We start from the raw sequence: 17,083 nt of genomic DNA on the forward strand, positions 1-17,083 counted from the left end.
CACCGCGGCCTGGAAGGCCTGCACTCCCTCGACGGAGCGGAACTGGAGCCCGTGTTTCGCCAGCTCGTCCAGCACCCGCCGGTCGGCCCGCTCGTGCTCGACCCTGCGGCGCGCCAGCGCCCGCTCAACGGCCCCCAACTGGGCACGGCTCGCCGCGCGCACGACTCACCCCCGCCGCCGCTCCTGGTTGAAGAAGTCGTGAGCGCGGCGCGCGTCCCCGCAGTGACGGCACGGCGCGCCACCCGTACCCGCAGGTTGGTGGACCCGACAGAACGGAGACGGCGGCAGTCCAGCGGGACGCGAGCCGGATCCCCCGGACTCCCCCCACTCGCCCCCTTCCCCCTCTCCCCCCCATGCCGAGCGGTCCTCTAGCGGGTCGCCAGCGGCCCGCTGGAACAGTTCTGGCGGCGGTGCAGGATGACGCGACCGCTTCGGGTGCGACACCGCCGGCCACTCCCTGACCTGGTAGTAGGTCCGACCGCCCGCCGCGTAGATCCCGACATAGCCGAGGTCGTCGAGCAGTAGAAGGTGCTCGATCAGGTCGTCTGTCGACAGCGGGTCGCCCGGCCACAGCGACGGACGCAGCATCCAGTCCGTCGTCGTCTCCCGACCCTCGTCGTCGGCGTGCATCCTCAGACCGATCGCCGTCCACTTCACGGCCAGCGGCAGCGCTATCAGATCCTCGTCGAGCCAGAGATCGGGCGGGATCGCCCTCTGCTTGCCGATCATGCGCCCGCATCCCTTCCACTACCGCGGACACCGCCGCCTCGATCTCATGCAGTGACACCGCGAAGCACTCCGTGAACCCCCGACCGCCGGGCAGCAGCGACCGCGCCGCCTCCTCCGACGCGAACGCGCGCGGGAACCGCGCCGCGAGCGCGTCGAGAATGAACCGCTCCTCGGCGCGGGGCCGGTCACGATCCAAGATCACAACCACGCCGCCCGTCCGACACAGCGCCGCCAGCCGCGCGTGCGACCTCGTCACGCCGACCTTCAGCACGCCCTGCCGAGGCCAGAACACGACGTATCCCCACACCTCGGATCGCGGGGCAGCCGACAGTCCGTCTCGCGGTTCAAAGTTGCCGCAGGGGCTGTAGGTGTGACCACATTTCAGCCCCGCCCAGCCCTCGTTTGCGTTCTCGCCCGCGTGCTCGACCTCGACGCCGCACGCGTCGCCGGCACGCTCTACTCCGCAGGTCAGATCGCGGCGACCCTCGGTCGCGCGTTCGGCATGTGGTGACCGGGTCAAGCCGCCCACCGCTCCGCCTCGCGATCTCGCATCCACTGCCGCTCGAACGCCTCGTACGTCACCCGCGGGTGCCGCTCCCAGTGCTCGAGCAACTCCTCCGACGCGTACGCGCTCGCCCGCACGAGCGGACCCATGAACAGCGAGATCGAGGTGACGCCCTTCCGCCGCCCGCGCTCGTTGAGAAGGCGATCGTTCGTCGCTTCCGCCGCCCGTTCGTACGCCGCGTTCAGCAGCAGCTCGTACTCCGCGCGGCACTCCCGCCACTCGCTGAACGCCGCCGACAGTATGCTCACGCGGCATCCCTCGCCACCTCCGACCGCCGGGCGACGATCGCTGGCACCCGCCGTCGCGCAAGCACCTGCGACGCCGCATCGTCGAACGAGCAGAACGATGCCCGCGCGGAACCGATCACGTCGTGGATCGCGATTGCGAGGCTGAACACGGCCGCGAAGAGTTCACCGGAGTGAGGTCCGAATGCTCGGGTGTGGACGGTAGCCTTTGCCGCATGAACGCCACCAAGACTCACCGCGGCGAGGTCATGCGACTCGTCTGCCCGCCGGATCTCCGCACCCACTCCGCCGATCTCTACATCTGGCGCGGCCCGTCCGGAGACCTCGCGGTGACCGACGACGAGGCTGCGCATTTCGGCGTCGTGCCTTATCGCGCCCTCCTCGTGAACCCTGTCGAAGACTGACTCGCTCACGCCGCGACCGCCTGCGGCTCGTCGGGCGTCGCCGACTCCCACCCGCCCGCGTTCGTGAGGAACACGGGACCGAGCAACGCGTGCACGATGCGGGCGGCGTGAGGCCGAACCACGCCGAGGGCGGACACGATGAACCCCGCGGCAGTCGCCTCGGCGTGGTCGCTCTCGACCGCGACATGACATGCGGTGCACAGCAGCACGCCGTTCGACGGCAGGTTCACCCACCACCGCTTGCGGCCCGCGCCGCCACGACCGCGCGGCTCCCGATGATGGATCGCCCAGTCATCCCCGCGGCGCTCCCGCACGAGCCCGAGCCCGCAGCGGGCGCAGCACCCGCGGTCGCGCTCCCATATCTGGCTCACGACGAGCGGCGTGAATCCGGTGTCTCTCACTTCGCCTCCCGGCAGTTGGTGCAGTAGTCGCGACGGTTGTCGCGGGTGCCGACGAGCCAGCCGGCCTTCTCGGCGGCTGCGCGCGTCGCGTTGACGGAGACGTGCCGTCTCGTGAACCGGGCCGCGCAGCCGTCGCAGACGATCACGGCGCGACCCGCCTCGGTCGGTCGACCCGACGACTGGTGTGCGGTCACGTTGCCGGCTTGCGGCGCGGTTTCGGCTTGGCGGGCGCCGGACGCGGCGCCCGGGTGACGACGAGCCACAGCACTTCGGTCATGGCGAGGATCAGCCACGGTGCAAGCGCGTTCGTCACGCCGCCGACGACGGCCGAGACGCTCGAGAACCCGGCGAGATCCACGGTGTGAGCGAGGTTCGCCAGGGAGCTGTACGCCGTCAACGCGATGATGCCCGCGAGCATCCCCCGCGCCCGCACACCGCGCTTACGGAGCGCGCCGCGCGCGCACGTCAGCACCACGAGGGGAACGTCGATCATGAGCGGCGTCAGCCACCGCAGCGACTCCGGCAGCTCCTGCCACGACGCGACGAACGCGAGCCCGTTCCATGACGTCATGACGGCCGCGATCAGGGTGACGAGCACGCCCGCCACGATCAGCCGGTGCATCACGATGTGGTCGGGATTGATCGTCTCCGCCGAGCCCGTGCGGTGCTTCACCCGCGGTCGTGTGGTCATGCGTTGTGCCCACGATTCGAGCCTCGGTCGCGGCGCCCACGGGACGCCGCCTTGCGCTTGGATCCCGGCTTCACGGGGAGCGCGTCGAGACGCAGCTCGGTGCGGGGCGCGTGCGGCACCGCGACCGGTGCCGGGCGCGGTGCGCTCGGGCGCGTCCGGGGCCGCGGTTCGGCTGCCGGTATCGGCGGGCCGCTCGGGCGCCAGTCGTGCTGCGGGGCGGGCGCGACGGCCTCGGGCGTGACCGCCTCGGGCGCGTCCGGCTCGACGTCGTCGGCCTGCCGGTGATCGCCGATCACGTCGCGGTACGCGCGACGCAGCGCCGCACGGATCCCCGACGCCCCGAAGAACGTCATTGGCCGCGCCCGCCACAGCTCCTGCCACACGGGGTCGACCGGCAGGGACTCCTGCCAGGCGCGATACACCTGCGTCTGGATTCCGTTGCGCCACACCGTGACGCGCACGAGCTGAGGCGGCTCATCGCCCAGCCACCACGGCGCCCAGTCGATCGACGCGTCGGGCGACGCGAACTCGGGCGGGTCGATACGAACCATCGCGCCCGTCGACATCGCCAGGCGCTCGTACTCCGCGAGCGTCTCGCGCACGTCGTCCTCGGTCGGTGCCGGCTCGGGCCGATGGATGCGCGACGGCTTCGCGTCGGTCGGGATCTCGATGCTCATTTCTCAAGTGCCTCCGTGTCGATGTGGTCGTAGATCGCCCATTGCGGCGGGCGCGCGATCTGGATCTCGTCCGGGTATCCCGGCCAGATGCCGTCCTGGATGCCGCGGGCGAACAGGTGTCGGGCGCGACGCGCGCGGGCGGCGCCGATCTCCCGGTAGTCCTCGTTCAGCACGAACACGCCCACCAGATAGGGCGGCTCCTTCTCGACCGCGATGAACGCGAACGCGTCGATGTGCTCGCCGACGAACCGCAGCGTGTCCTCGTAGTGCGCGCCCTGGACGTGGTAGCCGTGATCGGCGACGGTCTTCGCGAACTTCACCGGGGACGCTTCGCCGTGCAGCGTCTTGAGGTCGACGCCCACGCGCCGCCCGGATCCGCGCCCGAGGAAGTCGAACCGCGCGCGCGTCTCGACACCCGTCTCCGGGTCGACGCCGAACACGGATGCCTCGGCCGCGCCGTCCTGCTCGAGCAGGATCCGCGCCGACGGGTGCGCGAGAACGGCCTCGCTCATCGCGGTGACCTCGTCGAACTCGGCCTGCTTGATCGGCACCTGACCGTTCGCGCGCGCTTCCTCGATGAACGCCTTCGCCTTCGCGGTCGATGCGGCACCGTTCACCGCGAGCACGCTGTCGGGAATCGCGACGATCTCCCACCCCGTGCCGAGCACGCGCGAGTGAGCCGCGGTCCCGACGTCGAAGGCCTTCTTGTGCACCCTCGGCGCCGACCTCGCGAAGAGGAACTTCGCAGGCGCGATGAGAAGCTGCCGCGCCCCGGTCGACGAGAGCGCCGGGTGTGCGTGGTACTCGTCCTCGGGGAGCCCGAGAACAACACCACTCAATGACTCCGTCATGACTGCCTTCCCAGTAGGTCGCGGACGACGATCGCCGCAAGGATCTCTGCACCCGACACCAGCCCGAGCCCTCCGGCCGGTCGACGGGTCCGCCGCTTCGGCGGCTTACTGAACGGGGCTCCTGCCCGCTTGCGCGCCTTGCGCGCTGCGGTGCTCACGGCGCCTCCGCCGGCTCGAGCCGCGCGCCCGGGCCGTCACACGACCGGCACCACCACGCCGCCACCTTCGCTCCGGCGGCGCACCCGAACACCCGCTCGCGCGGGCACAGGTGGCACGTCATCCGTCGCGCTCGTCGCTCGTGTACTCGCAGACGACGCACCCGAACCGGCGGGTGAGCGTCGAGTAGCTCCGCTCCGGCCACCCGCAGTGAGGGCACACCGCGTCGACCGCGATCCGGTCGCCGTCGGCGCCGAGCGCCGGGTCACCGACGATGCGCTCGGGCTCCCACTCCGCGGCGGCACGGTCGGCTCCGCCGAGCGCCTTCCACGTCTCGAAGTGCAGAGCGAACCGCCCCCAGAACGCGAGGTGCTCCGCGTACGCGTCCCGCACCCGCCACGCATACGCGACATCGACCTCGAGGGCGCTCACCCTTCCACCTCCGCGAGGCGCTCCGTCACGTCGACCGGGCGCCGCAGCTCCCGGGTGTCCGTGTGCCGCTCCTCGCGACGAATGGCCTTGTCCGACCTCTCCACCCGCGCGAGCCGCTCCGCGCGGTCCTGGCGCCAGCGAGAGCCTTCCTCGGCCCGACGCGCGACGACGCCAGGGAACCGAACCGTGCGCATCGTGTCAGTCACGGGGTCACGTCCTCATCGCCCGGGAACCCGATCACGCCGAGGCGCCCGAGCACCGCGAGCACGAGGTCATACGCCTCCGCCCGCGTCAGCCACATGACCTCGCCGTCACGCTCGAGCGACACGACACGCTCCCCCGCGACCGTGGACGTGTCGACGACCATCTCGGCGCCCGAGAAGCGCACCGAGACGTGCGTCGCGTCGATCGTCGGCTGCCCGTTCACGACCGTCACACGGTGCCGATCCGAGTGACCGGTGACGGTCAGGTCAGCGTCGAAGATCGACTCGCGATTCAGGTAGCCGATACCCGCCTGGGTAGTGCTCTGAGTGGTGCTGAGATCCGTCATGATGTGCCCTTTCGATTCGGATCGGTGCCGCCTACGCGGCGATGGATTCGGGATCGCCGTCGCGCGCTTCCAATTCCGCAAGCGCGTCACGCTCGGCGAGTCGCCGGAGGATCTGCGCTGCGAGCGCGCCGAACCGCTCCCAGGCCGCTTCGGACGGCTCGGAGCCGGTGCGCACGCAAGCGCGCGCCAACGTCAGGCCGCAATCGCAGCGACGTCGTCGGCCGCAGCCACGACCGGCATGAGAAGGTCGGCCGGGTCGACACCGAGCGCGAGTGCGATTGCGATGACTTCGGCGACTGTGAAGGCGTTCCCGCCGCGAAGCTTCCGGCGGAACGTCGTGAGCGGAATGCCAGCGCGCTCGGCAACCCATTTCTGGGAGCGGTCAGCGCGCACGATTGCGGCGGCGATGATCTCGGCGACGGTCGTCGCCTGATTGCTGCCGAGGGTGCGTGTGGTCATATGGCCACAGTAGAGGCCATTCGGCAATGCGTCAAGGCGCGAATGTTGCCGATCACGCTATGTTTGTTGTCGTAGTGGTGCTATTGTGGCCGCATGACCACAGATGAAGCGAGCGATTGGGCGGCGGCTGTCGCCGTCCAACTACGTGCAGAACTGGCCGCGTCCCCCCTCACCGCGATCCAACTGGCCGCGCAGGTCGGCATCGACCGAGCGACACTGAGCAAGTACCTAAACGGTCATCGCGACATTCCGATCCCCGTCTTCCTCGACATCGTGCGCGAGCTGAACCTCGACGCCGGCCGCGTTATCGACGACGCGAAGCGTCGCCGCGACCGCAGCCAGTAGCACCGAAGGCGTGAGGCCAAGCCTCACCGCGTGTACCAACAACTCTCCGACCGTGGCAATGTGCACGGCACTCCCCCTCCATTCGCCGCGCACACCGCGACGTAGATCGGTAAGGTGAGCCACCAACGTGAACGCGAAGCGACACGCCAGCGTCAGTCCGTCAACTAACAGCCAACGTGCAATTGCACTCGTGCGAGTCTCACGCGAACGCGAGGGAATGACCTCGCCCGAGATCCAGCGTCATGCGATCGAAGCCTTCGCCACCCAAAGCGGCTACACCATCGTCGACTGGGTCGAAGGCATCGACGAGTCAGGATCCCGAGCGCGCTCCGCTTGGTGGCCACGACTCGAGCAATCCATCGACCGTCTCGCAAGCGGCGAGTTTCAGACCATCATCGTCTGGAAGTTCTCACGCACCGCCCGCAATCGCTTGCGTTGGGCGGTCGCCCTCGATCGAGTCGACACGCTGGGCGGCTCGATCGTATCGGCGACCGAGCCGATCGAATCCCGCACCGCATCCGGCAAGTTCGCCCGAGGCCTACTTGGCGAGGTCAACGCATATCAGGCCGACCTCATCGGCGAAACGTGGCGCGACACGCACGCTCGCCGCGTCCGCGACGGGCTCCCGGCAAATGGCAAGCCGCGGTTCGGCTACGTCTACGACCGCAGCGCCGGCTTCACGCACGACCCGACAACGGCGCCAGTCCTTCACGAGGCATATCTCCGGTACACCGCTGGCGAATCCATCTATGCGCTGGTCGCATGGCTCAACGCCGGGTCGACGCGTCCGGTCGACGGATATGGTCGCAAGGGTGACGGCCTCTGGTCGGATCGCACCCTACGGCGAGTGCTCGACTCTGGCTTCGCTGCGGGATTGATCATCGCGAACGGACAGCGACACCCGGGGGCACACCGGCCGCTCATCACCCAGGCCGAGTGGGATGCCTACCTCGAGGCTCGCGAGCGGCGGCGCACATACCGACGCGGCGAGCGATCGGAGTACCTACTCTCCGGCCTCGTATGGTGCGCCTGCGGGTCAAAGATGAACGCAGGGCAGTTCGGACGCGCCCACACTCCGAAGTTCCGCTGCAAGGCCGCACACGAGAAGCGCACCCACGCCGGCGGCTACGTGAGCGAGTCTGTACTCATTGATGCGGTGCGCTCGTGGCTCCATGAGCGCGAGGTCAAGGTGCGCGAAGCCGCCGCGGCAGGGATCGCTGCGCTGCCGCCGCACATTTCCTCTGACCCGCGCGCCGAACTCTCGAGACGAGTCACGCGCGCGACGGAGAAGCTCATCCAGTTGGCAGACCAACGAATCGAACTGGATCTACCACTCGACGTCTATGCATCCCTGCGCGACCGTTACGAGGCGTCGCGGCGGGCCGCGGAGGCTGAGCTTCGCACAATCCGTGTCAGGTCTGGGGCACCCTTGCGCATCCTCCCTGTGCTGCTCGAACGTTGGGAGGACATCGAAGTAGCGGAGAAGCGAGAGCTGCTCCGCGCGATCATCGCGCGAGTCGAGGTCACGCCGAAGCGACCGATCTCCGATGTCGAGGTGTTCGGCCACGAAGACGGGTGAGAATCGGGACTATTCACGAGGGTGATCAGCACCCATCCGGGCACGTCGCCCGTGTCGTCGTGAACGGCACCCGCCCAGGCCGCCCGCAGGCGGCGCCACATGCGCGTCATCTCTCTCACTCCTTCCGCGCGGATCCCACATCCGCGCGTCATCGACCGTGGAGGGCACGGTCACCCCATTCCGAACCGGAGCATGACGATGCCCGGAAAGATCGCGAACAGCACCGACAGCGGCAGGATCACGAAGACGAGTGGCAGCAGCATCGCGATCTCCTTGCGGCCGGCGGCCTCGAGCAGCGATCGCTTGGCATCCTCGCGGGCGTCGCCGGCTTGAGCCTCCAGCACTCCCGCGAGCGGTGTGCCGCGGTCGAGCGCCGACGTCAGCTGATCGACGGCGCGCGACAGAGCGGGCACCGCCACGTCGCGTGACAGCTCGCGCAGAGCGGCGGCCAGGGGCATCCCGGATGCCACGGCCACCACCACGCGCCCGAACTCGGCCGTCAGCTCGCCCGAGCCGACCGCACTCACCCGGCGAAGCGCATCGAGCAGGCTCTCTCCTGCGGAAAGGCAGAGTGCGAGGAACTCCAGCACCGTCGGAAGCTCCTCCCGGATGCGGTGCTGGCGGCGCCGTGCCGCCGTCGTCAGAGTGACATCGCACAGCACCGCGCCGGCGGCAGCCGTCAGCACCGGGAGCACCACCAGCAGAGCCGTGCCGGAGCGGGCGATGACGATCCCCACCGCGACAGCGGCGCCGACGCCGGCCCCCGCGAGCGCCCAGCCGAGTTGGCGGGCACGGAAACGCGCGACATCGATCTCCCATCGCGCGGCGGCCAGGCGCGCGGCGACAGCCTCACCGCCTCCCAGTGCCCCGACGACCCGTGCCCGCCACACCGTCCACGAGTTCCCGAGCGTCGCCACCGGGTCAAGCGGTGTGAGCCCGCGAGGATCTGCGACGTGGCGCACGTACGGCTGGATGCGATCGGCGAGACGCGGTGCGCCCCATTGCGGCACCGTCGCGAACATCAGCAGAACGCCGGCGGAGAATGCCCCGCCGAGCAGCACGGACACGGCCATGGTCGGGAGCAACGCGGCGGTCATCCGAACCACCGCCGCGGCTCCGGGAGACGCCCGAGCCGAGACATCAGCCAGAACGCGAGCACCGAGGCCGCAGCGCCGAATACGACGAGGGCCATCCCGCCGGGCGACGCGTACGCCGCCGCCCCTTCGGCGCGGAGCGACAGCAGCACGAGGATCACCCACGGCGCCGAGACGCCCAGCACCGCTGCCGCCCGCACCCAGGACTGCCTCGCCTCGGCTTCGGCTCGCGCCGCAGCGTCGGCGCGGATCGACTGCGAGAGCGCCTGCAGCACCGGCACAAGCTCGGTGCCACCGACCTGTCGGGCCATGCGCAAGGCCTCGACCAGGCGATCGGCGACAGGGTCGGAGAGGGCGGCCTTGAGACGGGCCATCGCACTGTCGAAGTGACCGGATGCCGCGACATCCCGTGCATACGACGCGAAAGCCCCGCGCAGCGCGGCCGGCGCGGATGCGGCGAGCGCGGCGACGGCGTCAGGGAGCGCGACTCCTGCGCGCACGGAGGCGACGAGCAGATCGCAGACGTCGGGCCACAGCGCCCGGCGGGCGCGCACCAGGCCCCGGGCGCGCGACCGGAGCCACACGAACGGCGCACCCGCCGCGGCGAGCGCCGCCACCGCCGCCACCACCGGCACTCCCGTCAGGAGCAGCGCCGCCGACGCGGCGACGGCGGCGAGCGCGAGCGCCGACAACACGACAGCACGGCGCCGACGCGCGGCGAACCCCGCCTCGGCGAGAAGACGGTCGAGCGCCGGAGCCGACAGCGGTCGCGTCGGTCGCGCCGACGACGTGTGGGGCCAGAGCCACGGCGATACGACGAGCAGCGCGCCCGCGCCGAGCAGGAGGCCGAGAAGAATGCTCATGCCGTCCTCCCCGTCGGCATGAACCCTGCCGCCACGGGGCGCACCTCGATCACGCCGTCGACCACCCGGCCCGTCGGCGCGACGATCTCCGCGACGCGGCGCGTGCCGGCGGCATCCTGCCGGCAGTGCACGACGAGGTCGACGGAGCTCGCGATCGCGGGCAGCAGGAAGTCCCGGTCGATGTTGCGGCCGGCCAGCAGCGGGAGCGCGGCGAGCTTCACGAGCGCGTCGCGCGCCGAGTTCGCGTGGATCGTCGCCGCCGCCGGCACGCCCGTGTTGAGGGCGAGCACGAGGTCGAGGGCCTCGGCGTCGCGCACCTCGCCGATGACGAGCCGGTCGGGGCGCATGCGCAGCGCCTCTTTCACGAGCCGCCGCAGCGTGACCTCTCCCCCGCCTTCGAGACTCGGCTGGCGGCTCTGCATCGCCACGAGGTCGGGCATCTCGGCGGCGAGCTCGAACGTCTCCTCCACCGTGACGATGCGCTGATGCGGCGCGCACGCGGCGATCAGCGCCCCGAGGAGCGTCGTCTTCGCTGCAATCCCCCTACATTTTCATCCGTATAACTGACCCCTGACCGGGAATTTGTTGAGTCCGAGGGCCACCGACTGCTATTCGAAAAGTGTCTTGACAGATGTGACGCCAGTAAGCGGCCCTCAGCACCTCGCGGAGGCGCTCAGGCCGTACGTCTCCGCCAAGTGCGAGCAGGGTGGGTCTGCCGACTTGTGACGAGTCGCACGAATGGTTCGCGTTCGCTGAGGCGAAACTGTGAGGTACACATCTTCGGGGCGTACCGTCAGGTCATGAAGACACAGACACGAACGAGCGGCCCCGATGCCGCGACGCTGGGCCTGGGATCGGTGCTGGTGGGTTCGTTGCCTGCTGCGCTGATGACCGATGAGGCCCCAGACCGGTACACGGTGGAGGCGGTGTTCACTCGTCGTCCCGAACGCGACGAGGTGACGCAGATCCTCGACGGCGGAACGCGGGATTTCCTCGCGAGGGCCGGTTTCCCAACGGTCGAGGTGACGGTCTCGGATCGTCGGCTGGAGATCGCGAACACGAATCTGGAAGAGCTGAGGGATGGCCTTGCGGGTGTCCTGGCTGATCGGCTCGCTGAGATCAGCGAGGCTGTCCGTGCCGGGCGGGAGGCGGCGGCCGCACGCTTTCAGCACGCGGCCGCGAGCGAGCAAATCCGCGCGGCGGCCGTGGCCACGCTGGCGGAATCCGTGAAGTTCCGAATCACCGCCGATGCGGAGGCTCCGCACGGGTCCTTCCTCGATCAGGCTGATCTGGATGCGAGCTACCGGGCGCAGATCGATGAGTGGGCCGATGATGGCGGTCATGCGCGAACCCGCTCGTGACACCGGGACGCGGCCGGTGCGCTGAGCATTCCCTGCTGGACGGGCCGGCATGGTTCTGAAGATGGGGATGCTGGCCCCGGTCGCGTGGCGGACGCCGCCTGAGCACTATGGCCCGTGGGAACGGGTGACGAGCCTGCTCACCGAGGGTCTGGTGCGACGAGGTGTGGAGGTGACGCTGTTCGCGACCGCGAACTCGGTGACCGATGCGGTGCTCGACGCGGTGGTCCCGCACGGATATGAGGCGGACGCGTCGATGGACGGTCGGGTGTGGGAGGCGCTTCATGTCGCGCACGCGATGGCTCGATCTGAGGAGTTCGACATCGTGCACAACCAGGTGGACTGGTTGCCGCTCGCGTTCAGTGCTCAGTGGCGGGCGCCGATGGTGACGACGGTCCACGGGTTCTCGGGTGCGGCGATCCTGCCCGCATACAGAGCATCCTCGTCGGCATTCGTCTCGATCTCGGACAGCGATCGGTCGCCGGATCTGACGTATGCGGCGACGGTGCACCATGGCGTCGATGCGGCGGAGCTGCCTCTGGTCGCCTCCCCCGATGACTATCTGGTGTCTTTCGGTCGTATCCATCCTGACAAGGGCACAGCTCGGGCGATCGAGATCGCCCGCCGGGCGGGGCGCCGGTTGATGATCTGCGGCATCGTGCACGATCGGGAGTACTTCGCTTCCGAGGTGGAACCGCACATCGACGGTGACAGGGTGGTGTTCCGCGGTTCCGTGGGGTCGGCCGAACGGGCTCAGGTGTTGGGCAACGCCACCGCCCTACTGCATCCGATCGCGTTCGACGAGCCATTCGGGCTCTCGGTCGTGGAGGCGATGATGTGTGGCACGCCGGTCATCGCATACCGGCGCGGATCGATGCGTGAGGTGATCGATGAAGGCGTCACCGGACGCACCGTGACCACGCTCGATCAGGCTGTTGCCGCCGTCGAGAAGGTGGCGATGCTGGATCGTCGGGATGTCCATGAACGCGCGGTGGCTCGATTCGGCGTCGAGCGAATGGTCGAGGACTATCTGCAGGTGTACGACCAGGTGCTCGGACGGGGAGCCGGCTCGGTTCACAGGCGACCGGAGTAGAGTAGGGCCACAGCGCCGGGTATTTCCGTACTCTCGGCGTGGACCGGATCACGCCGCCGTCGCCGCGATCCCACGAGGGATGCCGCCGGCAGACGTCTCGCCATCGCCCGAAGACGTCGTCGCTCGGGCATATCGAGGAGCGCGTCGCCGTGACCCACTATGGATTTCTCAGCACCTATCCGCCCACCCGCTGCGGGCTGGCAACCTTCACCGAGTCTCTGGCACGCGCGCTCACCGCGAGTCCCGTGGATCATGCCGACATCGTGCGCGTCCTCGACGCCCCCGAGCGTGCCGCCTCCCCTGGGCCCGGCGTGTCCTCGCAGGTGAGGGCGGACCTCATCGCCGGGGATGTCCGCAGCCGGAGCGCGGCGGCATCGATGCTCAACGACTGCGATGTCGCGATCGTCCAGCACGAGTACGGCATCTACGGCGGCGAGGACGGCGATGAGATCCTCGACGTCCTCACCGCCATGACCGTCCCCACCATCGCGGTACTGCACACCGTGCTCCCCTCGCCGACACCGCATCAGCGCCTGGTCCTGTCGCAGGTGTGCGCCCGCGCATCAGTGACCGTCGTGATGACCAGCGGCGCACGTGACACCCTCGTCGAGCACTACTCTGTGGATCCCTCGCTCGTTCACGTGATCCCGCATGGGGTGACCAACCTCGCTGTCGCCGCAGCCGCGCCCCGCAGTCGTCGGCGCGTCCTCACCTGGGGGTTGATCTCGCCGGGGAAGGGGATCGAATGGGGTATCCGAGCCATCGCGCAGCTCACCGACCTCTCCCCCGAGGTCGAGTACGTCGTCGCCGGGCAGACGCACCCGAAGGTGCTCGCCCACGCCGGCGATGGCTATCGATCAGGACTCGCACATCTGGTCAGCGAACTCGGTGTCGGCCCGTCGGTGCACCTCGACGGACGCTACCTCGAAGGCGACGAGCTCGCCGCTCTGCTGTCATCGACGGATGTCGTGCTGCTGCCCTACGACTCGCGCGACCAGGCAACCTCCGGAGTCCTCGTCGAAGCGGTCGCCGCAGGCATTCCCGTGGTCGCCACCGGCTTTCCCCATGCGGTCGAGCTGCTGTCGGGCGGCGCGGGAATCATCGTCGCCCATGAGGACCCGCGGTCGATCGCGTCCGCGCTGCGGACGATCCTGACCGGTGACGGCATCGCCAGACGCATGCGAGCGGTCGCGCTGCAGGATGCGGACGATATGACCTGGTCTGCGGTCGCGGACCGCTATCGGCACCTCGCCGCCGCGATGCGCGCGGTGGCGGCGTGATGGACGGTCCTGATCTCTTTCAGCACCTGCGTGCCCTCACCGATCACCGTGGCGTCTTCGAACACGCTCTGCTCGACNCGACGTTGCCCGTGCACTCATCGTGGTCGTCCGCGAGCCGGACCACGATCCCGAGCTCCAGCGGCTGGGCGAGATCTACCTGGGCTTCCTCGAAGCGGCCATCGGAACGGACGGCCTTGCGCACAACCGCATGGACGAACACGGCGAGTGGACGGATGAGCCGAGCATGGGCGACTGGTGGGGACGGCTGCTCTGGGGACTCGGCACCGCAGCAGCACGGGCACCCGATGCACACATCCGCGCTCGCGCCTTACACGCGTTCGACCGCGCCGCGCAACAAGAATCCCAAGATCTGCGCACCATCGCCTTCGCCGCGCTCGGTGCCAGCGAGGTCGCATCCAGGCATCCGGACGACATGCCTGCCAGGCACCTCCTTCGAGAACTCATCGATGCAATTCCCCAGTCGACGGATACGGACTGGCCGTGGCCCGAGCCGCGCCTGCGATACGCAAACGCCTCCATCGCCGAAGCCCTCATCGCCGCCGGCGGACGGCTGGGCGACGATGAGGCGGTGGGCCGAGGTCTGACACTGCTCGAATTCCTTCTCTCCGTGGAGACCTCGGCCGATCGGCTCTCCGTGACAGGTCACGGCGGGCGCGGACCCGATGATGTCGGACCGCTCTTCGACCAGCAGCCCATCGAAGTCGCCGCGATCGCGGACGCCAGTGCCCGCGCCTTCGAGCAGACAGACGACGACAGGTGGCTCATCGGCATCGCCCTCGCCTGGCAGTGGTTCCGGGGCCGCAACGACAGCCACACTCCCATGGTGGATGAGGGAACCGGCGCAGGCTTCGACGGGCTCGAACGCGACGGCCGCAACGAGAACCGAGGGGCAGAATCAACGTTGGCCGCGATCAGCACGCATCAACAGGCGCGCCGCGTCGGCGCACTGGAGGACACATGACCCTCGTGCGGATGCACTCCGCCGAGCTTCGCCCTGAGCCAGACCGGGTGATCGGGCAGCTCTTCCTCCCGGGAGAGGAGTCGGCGGACACGCACTCACGCGCCTCGGACATAGTCTCCCGCGTCCTCGCCTTGCCCGAACGTGAGACCGAAGAGATCGCGGCCCGGCTGATACAACACTTCAGCAGTCGGCATCCCGACGTCCGGGCGTTGTTCCTCGCGAGCGCGGATGCCGTCAGCTCCCGGCTTGCCGGCCCGGTCGAGATCACGGACTCCCGGCGGATCGTCCTCGGTGCCAGCTTCACCGCAGAGTTCGCACTGGAAGGAGCGGCGCTGTGCAACCCCAGCGCCGTCGAGCACCCGGACCAGAGCGGTATGGGACCCGGACAGCTGCGCGTCGCGATCGCGCTCCGCGCGATCGGGGAAGGGCATCTCTCATCCATCGAGTTCGCCGAAGCCGTCATCGGCCCCGGAACTACCTGGACCTTCCACGACCGCCGCCGGCCCCCTTGGCGCCCGCAGGTGAGCGCCGGCGCCTGGAGCGTCGCCCACTTCCGTGCCGCCGCCGCGCACGAGGGGGTCCTCAACGAAACCTCCCACGCCGTCCTGCGCGAGTTGCCGACACGATTCTCAACGCCGGACATCGACACCGCCGCCACGCTCATCCCCTCCGAGCTGTCATCGCGCGCGGACACCCGTCGACAGATCGACGCACTCCGCGTCATCGCGTCCTCCGCATACAGAGCCGGCTTCCCCCTCGACACCGAGCTGAGTCAACGAGTACTCTCCCCCGTCGCGGCAGAGGAACACCGCGGCATGGAGGACGCGCGATTCGTGCGCTTCACCGACACCGACGGCTCCACCCACTACCGCGCCACCTACACCGCCTACGATGGACGCGACATCGCACCGCGGCTGATAATCACCCCCGACCTCCGCGACTTCCGCGTCCACCGGTTGGTCGGCGACGGCGCACAGAACAAGGGCATGGCGATGTTCCCCCGCCCGGTCGACGGCAGGTACCTGGCGCTGAGCCGGACCGGCGGAGAGAACATCTCCCTCGCCGAATCGGACGACGGGGTGATCTGGACGCAGGCCGGCAGAGTACACGGCCCTCAAGAAGCATGGGAGATCGTCCAAACCGGCAACTGCGGCCCACCACTTGAAACCGAACAAGGCTGGATCGTGCTCACTCACGGCGTCGGCCCCATGCGCACCTACGCCCTCGGGGCCCTGCTGCTCGACCTGCACAACCCGACCAAGGTCCTCGGCCGCACCTCCACCCCGATTCTCGAACCTCACAGTGGGCGGCGCGACGGCTACGTCCCCAACGTGGCCTACTCCTGCGGCGGCATCATTCACGAAGGCGTGCTATGGATCCCGATCGGCATCGCCGACTCGCGCATCGGCGTCTGCTCGGTGGAGCTCACAGACCTTCTCGCCTCCATGACCTGATGACCGCGCTCCCAGCCGGACTCCTGGGGACCGGACGAGGAACTCGTCCATGAATGCCTCGTGAAGGCCAACCGCTCGGTGCGGCGGCGGCGTCCCGACACGCATCGGGCGCGCCGCGACGAAGTCGCGATCGTCTGGTGGGTCGGAGATGCCCTCCTACGCGGGAACAACCTATTCGACGACCTCTAGACATCCGCCCTCGTGGCCGACCGACCGGCTGCCCGTACCGGGGTATCGGGTGAAAGTGTGCTCCACGGAGGGACGCATCGGAGAGCTGCCGAACGTAACGTTCGAATATGACCACGACATCGACCGATGAACTCACGACGCAGAGCGGTCCTTCCCCCAGGATCCGGGCCACCCGCCCTCGACGTGTCGGCGCCGGTGAGGCACACGAGCGGAATGCGAGCGAGTACAGCGAGTTGGCCGCAACGATCAAGGAGATGGGCTTGATGAAGCGGCGTCCGGGCTGGTACCTGGCGCGCTGCCTTATCCTGCTCGCCGCGTACGTCGGCGGCTTCATGGCGCTGTTCGCGCTGGGCTCATCGCCCTGGCAGCTTCTTGTCGGCGCGTACTTCGCGGTCCTGTTCACCCAGACGGCGTTCCTCGCGCATGACGGCGCGCACAAGCAGATCTTCGCCTCGGGCATCCGCAACGAGTGGTTCTCACGCGTCGTCGGCAACCTGCTGGTGGGCCTGAGCTACGGCTGGTGGATGAACAAGCACTCCCGCCACCACGCCAACCCGAACAAGATGGGCAAGGACGGCGACATCAAGCCGGGAGTGATCGTCTTCACGACCGAGGACGCAAGCCAGCATCACGGCTGGCGGGCGGCGGTGATGTCGAAGCAGCACTGGTTCTTCTTCCCGATCCTC

The 17,083-nt window shown here is 69.0% G+C and carries 25 protein-coding genes; 8 read left to right on the forward strand and 17 right to left on the reverse strand.

The window, feature by feature from the left end; genetic code table 11:
• Window positions 1-165: 165 nt before the first annotated feature.
• Window positions 166-729 carry a hypothetical protein gene (locus tag ASG00_RS04195; protein ID WP_056207135.1) on the reverse strand — a complete coding sequence of 188 codons (564 nt, stop codon included), beginning with the start codon at window positions 727-729 and terminating at the stop codon, window positions 166-168.
• Window positions 730-1,099: 370 nt separating this feature from the next.
• On the opposite strand from ASG00_RS04195, the gene ASG00_RS14815 reads away from it, so the two are divergent.
• Window positions 1,100-1,240 (forward strand): hypothetical protein, encoded by a 141-nt coding sequence (locus ASG00_RS14815; RefSeq protein ID WP_156454832.1) that lies wholly within the window; start codon window positions 1,100-1,102, stop codon window positions 1,238-1,240.
• A gap of 5 nt (window positions 1,241-1,245) precedes the next feature.
• On the opposite strand, the gene ASG00_RS04200 is transcribed toward ASG00_RS14815, so the two are convergent.
• The 12 genes from ASG00_RS04200 to ASG00_RS04250 all read right to left on the reverse strand — a co-directional run bounded on the left by ASG00_RS04200 (window position 1,246) and on the right by ASG00_RS04250 (window position 6,160).
• Window positions 1,246-1,542, reverse strand: coding sequence for a hypothetical protein (locus ASG00_RS04200; RefSeq protein WP_056207136.1), 297 nt, complete (start codon window positions 1,540-1,542; stop codon window positions 1,246-1,248).
• Complete coding sequence (locus tag ASG00_RS14820) at window positions 1,539-1,952, reverse strand: hypothetical protein (protein ID WP_156456194.1); 414 nt, start codon at window positions 1,950-1,952, stop codon at window positions 1,539-1,541. Before ASG00_RS14820 ends, ASG00_RS04200 begins: the two co-directional genes overlap by 4 nt.
• Complete coding sequence (locus ASG00_RS04210) at window positions 1,949-2,344, reverse strand: HNH endonuclease (RefSeq protein WP_056207140.1); 396 nt, start codon at window positions 2,342-2,344, stop codon at window positions 1,949-1,951. The genes ASG00_RS14820 and ASG00_RS04210 overlap by 4 nt, the downstream gene beginning before the upstream one ends.
• Window positions 2,341-2,538, reverse strand: a complete 198-nt coding sequence (locus ASG00_RS04215) for a hypothetical protein (RefSeq protein WP_056207142.1) — start codon at window positions 2,536-2,538, stop codon at window positions 2,341-2,343. Before ASG00_RS04215 ends, ASG00_RS04210 begins: the two co-directional genes overlap by 4 nt.
• The gene (locus tag ASG00_RS04220) at window positions 2,535-3,035 is read right to left on the reverse strand and encodes a DUF2637 domain-containing protein (RefSeq protein ID WP_056207144.1); all 501 of its coding nucleotides are present in this window, start codon (window positions 3,033-3,035) and stop codon (window positions 2,535-2,537) included. The genes ASG00_RS04215 and ASG00_RS04220 overlap by 4 nt, the downstream gene beginning before the upstream one ends.
• Window positions 3,032-3,712: a hypothetical protein gene (locus ASG00_RS04225; RefSeq protein ID WP_056207146.1), complete on the reverse strand. Its 681-nt coding sequence runs from the start codon at window positions 3,710-3,712 to the stop codon at window positions 3,032-3,034. The genes ASG00_RS04220 and ASG00_RS04225 overlap by 4 nt, the downstream gene beginning before the upstream one ends.
• Window positions 3,709-4,563 (reverse strand): PD-(D/E)XK nuclease-like domain-containing protein, encoded by an 855-nt coding sequence (locus ASG00_RS04230; protein ID WP_056207148.1) that lies wholly within the window; start codon window positions 4,561-4,563, stop codon window positions 3,709-3,711. Before ASG00_RS04230 ends, ASG00_RS04225 begins: the two co-directional genes overlap by 4 nt.
• A 276-nt stretch (window positions 4,564-4,839) precedes the next feature.
• On the reverse strand, window positions 4,840-5,151 hold the full coding sequence (locus tag ASG00_RS04235; RefSeq protein ID WP_056207150.1) for a hypothetical protein: 312 nt from the start codon (window positions 5,149-5,151) through the stop codon (window positions 4,840-4,842).
• On the reverse strand, window positions 5,148-5,357 hold the full coding sequence (locus ASG00_RS04240) for a hypothetical protein (RefSeq protein WP_056207152.1): 210 nt from the start codon (window positions 5,355-5,357) through the stop codon (window positions 5,148-5,150). Before ASG00_RS04240 ends, ASG00_RS04235 begins: the two co-directional genes overlap by 4 nt.
• Window positions 5,354-5,701 (reverse strand): hypothetical protein, encoded by a 348-nt coding sequence (locus ASG00_RS04245; RefSeq protein WP_056207154.1) that lies wholly within the window; start codon window positions 5,699-5,701, stop codon window positions 5,354-5,356. The genes ASG00_RS04240 and ASG00_RS04245 overlap by 4 nt, the downstream gene beginning before the upstream one ends.
• A gap of 31 nt (window positions 5,702-5,732) precedes the next feature.
• Complete coding sequence (locus ASG00_RS15230) at window positions 5,733-5,876, reverse strand: hypothetical protein (RefSeq protein WP_162237870.1); 144 nt, start codon at window positions 5,874-5,876, stop codon at window positions 5,733-5,735.
• A 17-nt stretch (window positions 5,877-5,893) separates the two neighbouring features.
• Complete coding sequence (locus ASG00_RS04250; protein WP_056207156.1) at window positions 5,894-6,160, reverse strand: helix-turn-helix domain-containing protein; 267 nt, start codon at window positions 6,158-6,160, stop codon at window positions 5,894-5,896.
• A gap of 93 nt (window positions 6,161-6,253) precedes the next feature.
• Here ASG00_RS04250 and ASG00_RS04255 point away from each other — a divergent pair, with 93 nt between their 5' ends.
• Both ASG00_RS04255 and ASG00_RS04260 read left to right on the forward strand, forming a co-directional pair.
• Window positions 6,254-6,505, forward strand: a complete 252-nt coding sequence (locus ASG00_RS04255) for a helix-turn-helix domain-containing protein (RefSeq protein ID WP_056207158.1) — start codon at window positions 6,254-6,256, stop codon at window positions 6,503-6,505.
• 190 nt (window positions 6,506-6,695) lie between these two features.
• Window positions 6,696-8,084 (forward strand): recombinase family protein, encoded by a 1,389-nt coding sequence (locus ASG00_RS04260; RefSeq protein WP_268768918.1) that lies wholly within the window; start codon window positions 6,696-6,698, stop codon window positions 8,082-8,084.
• Window positions 8,085-8,254: 170 nt separating this feature from the next.
• Here ASG00_RS04260 and ASG00_RS04265 read toward each other — a convergent pair whose 3' ends face one another.
• The 3 genes from ASG00_RS04265 to ASG00_RS04275 are packed head-to-tail and all read right to left on the reverse strand — an operon-like array spanning window position 8,255 to window position 10,580.
• Window positions 8,255-9,181: a type II secretion system F family protein gene (locus ASG00_RS04265; protein WP_056207162.1), complete on the reverse strand. Its 927-nt coding sequence runs from the start codon at window positions 9,179-9,181 to the stop codon at window positions 8,255-8,257.
• Window positions 9,178-10,041, reverse strand: coding sequence for a type II secretion system F family protein (locus ASG00_RS04270; RefSeq protein ID WP_056207164.1), 864 nt, complete (start codon window positions 10,039-10,041; stop codon window positions 9,178-9,180). The genes ASG00_RS04265 and ASG00_RS04270 overlap by 4 nt, the downstream gene beginning before the upstream one ends.
• Complete coding sequence (locus ASG00_RS04275; protein WP_082483050.1) at window positions 10,038-10,580, reverse strand: CpaF/VirB11 family protein; 543 nt, start codon at window positions 10,578-10,580, stop codon at window positions 10,038-10,040. The genes ASG00_RS04270 and ASG00_RS04275 overlap by 4 nt, the downstream gene beginning before the upstream one ends.
• 261 nt (window positions 10,581-10,841) lie before the next feature.
• Between ASG00_RS04275 and ASG00_RS04280 the strand changes: the two genes are divergently transcribed.
• The 3 genes from ASG00_RS04280 (at window position 10,842) to ASG00_RS04290 (ending at window position 13,772) form a co-directional block, all read left to right on the forward strand.
• Complete coding sequence (locus tag ASG00_RS04280) at window positions 10,842-11,402, forward strand: hypothetical protein (protein ID WP_056207165.1); 561 nt, start codon at window positions 10,842-10,844, stop codon at window positions 11,400-11,402.
• 67 nt (window positions 11,403-11,469) lie between these two features.
• On the forward strand, window positions 11,470-12,492 hold the full coding sequence (locus ASG00_RS04285; protein WP_056207299.1) for a glycosyltransferase family 4 protein: 1,023 nt from the start codon (window positions 11,470-11,472) through the stop codon (window positions 12,490-12,492).
• 149 nt (window positions 12,493-12,641) lie between these two features.
• A complete protein-coding gene (locus tag ASG00_RS04290; protein WP_056207167.1) occupies window positions 12,642-13,772 on the forward strand; it encodes a glycosyltransferase in 1,131 nt (376 codons plus the stop codon).
• A gap of 1,077 nt (window positions 13,773-14,849) precedes the next feature.
• On the opposite strand, the gene ASG00_RS16835 is transcribed toward ASG00_RS04290, so the two are convergent.
• Window positions 14,850-15,185 (reverse strand): hypothetical protein, encoded by a 336-nt coding sequence (locus tag ASG00_RS16835; protein ID WP_235559133.1) that lies wholly within the window; start codon window positions 15,183-15,185, stop codon window positions 14,850-14,852.
• Here ASG00_RS16835 and ASG00_RS18675 point away from each other — a divergent pair.
• Together ASG00_RS18675 and ASG00_RS16845 are read left to right on the forward strand one after the other, a co-directional pair.
• Window positions 15,129-16,208, forward strand: coding sequence for a glycosylase (locus ASG00_RS18675; RefSeq protein ID WP_268771956.1), 1,080 nt, complete (start codon window positions 15,129-15,131; stop codon window positions 16,206-16,208). The genes ASG00_RS16835 and ASG00_RS18675 overlap by 57 nt on opposite strands.
• A gap of 296 nt (window positions 16,209-16,504) precedes the next feature.
• Window positions 16,505-17,083, forward strand: a 579-nt coding sequence (locus ASG00_RS16845) for a fatty acid desaturase (protein ID WP_235559135.1), incomplete at its 3' end; no start/stop codon positions are given.

The organism is Microbacterium sp. Leaf351, assembly GCF_001423825.1.
GTDB lineage: Bacteria > Actinomycetota > Actinomycetes > Actinomycetales > Microbacteriaceae > Microbacterium > Microbacterium ginsengisoli.

What these genes read in the sequence shown, in the direction of transcription:
- ASG00_RS04255 (WP_056207158.1), top strand. Translation starts at nt 6,254, where the DNA reads ATGACCACAGATGAAGCGAGCGATTGGGCGGCGGCTGTCGCCGTCCAA.
- ASG00_RS16835 (WP_235559133.1), bottom strand. Translation starts at nt 15,185, where the DNA reads ATGCCCTTCCCCGATCGCGCGGAGCGCGATCGCGACGCGCAGCTGTCC.
- ASG00_RS04265 (WP_056207162.1), bottom strand. Translation starts at nt 9,181, where the DNA reads ATGACCGCCGCGTTGCTCCCGACCATGGCCGTGTCCGTGCTGCTCGGC.
- ASG00_RS04285 (WP_056207299.1), top strand. Translation starts at nt 11,470, where the DNA reads ATGCTGGCCCCGGTCGCGTGGCGGACGCCGCCTGAGCACTATGGCCCG.
- ASG00_RS18675 (WP_268771956.1), top strand. Translation starts at nt 15,129, where the DNA reads ATGGGACCCGGACAGCTGCGCGTCGCGATCGCGCTCCGCGCGATCGGG.
- ASG00_RS04195 (WP_056207135.1), bottom strand. Translation starts at nt 729, where the DNA reads ATGATCGGCAAGCAGAGGGCGATCCCGCCCGATCTCTGGCTCGACGAG.
- ASG00_RS04220 (WP_056207144.1), bottom strand. Translation starts at nt 3,035, where the DNA reads ATGACCACACGACCGCGGGTGAAGCACCGCACGGGCTCGGCGGAGACG.
- ASG00_RS04280 (WP_056207165.1), top strand. Translation starts at nt 10,842, where the DNA reads ATGAAGACACAGACACGAACGAGCGGCCCCGATGCCGCGACGCTGGGC.
- ASG00_RS04270 (WP_056207164.1), bottom strand. Translation starts at nt 10,041, where the DNA reads ATGAGCATTCTTCTCGGCCTCCTGCTCGGCGCGGGCGCGCTGCTCGTC.
- ASG00_RS04230 (WP_056207148.1), bottom strand. Translation starts at nt 4,563, where the DNA reads ATGACGGAGTCATTGAGTGGTGTTGTTCTCGGGCTCCCCGAGGACGAG.
- ASG00_RS04225 (WP_056207146.1), bottom strand. Translation starts at nt 3,712, where the DNA reads ATGAGCATCGAGATCCCGACCGACGCGAAGCCGTCGCGCATCCATCGG.
- ASG00_RS04245 (WP_056207154.1), bottom strand. Translation starts at nt 5,701, where the DNA reads ATGACGGATCTCAGCACCACTCAGAGCACTACCCAGGCGGGTATCGGC.
- ASG00_RS04250 (WP_056207156.1), bottom strand. Translation starts at nt 6,160, where the DNA reads ATGACCACACGCACCCTCGGCAGCAATCAGGCGACGACCGTCGCCGAG.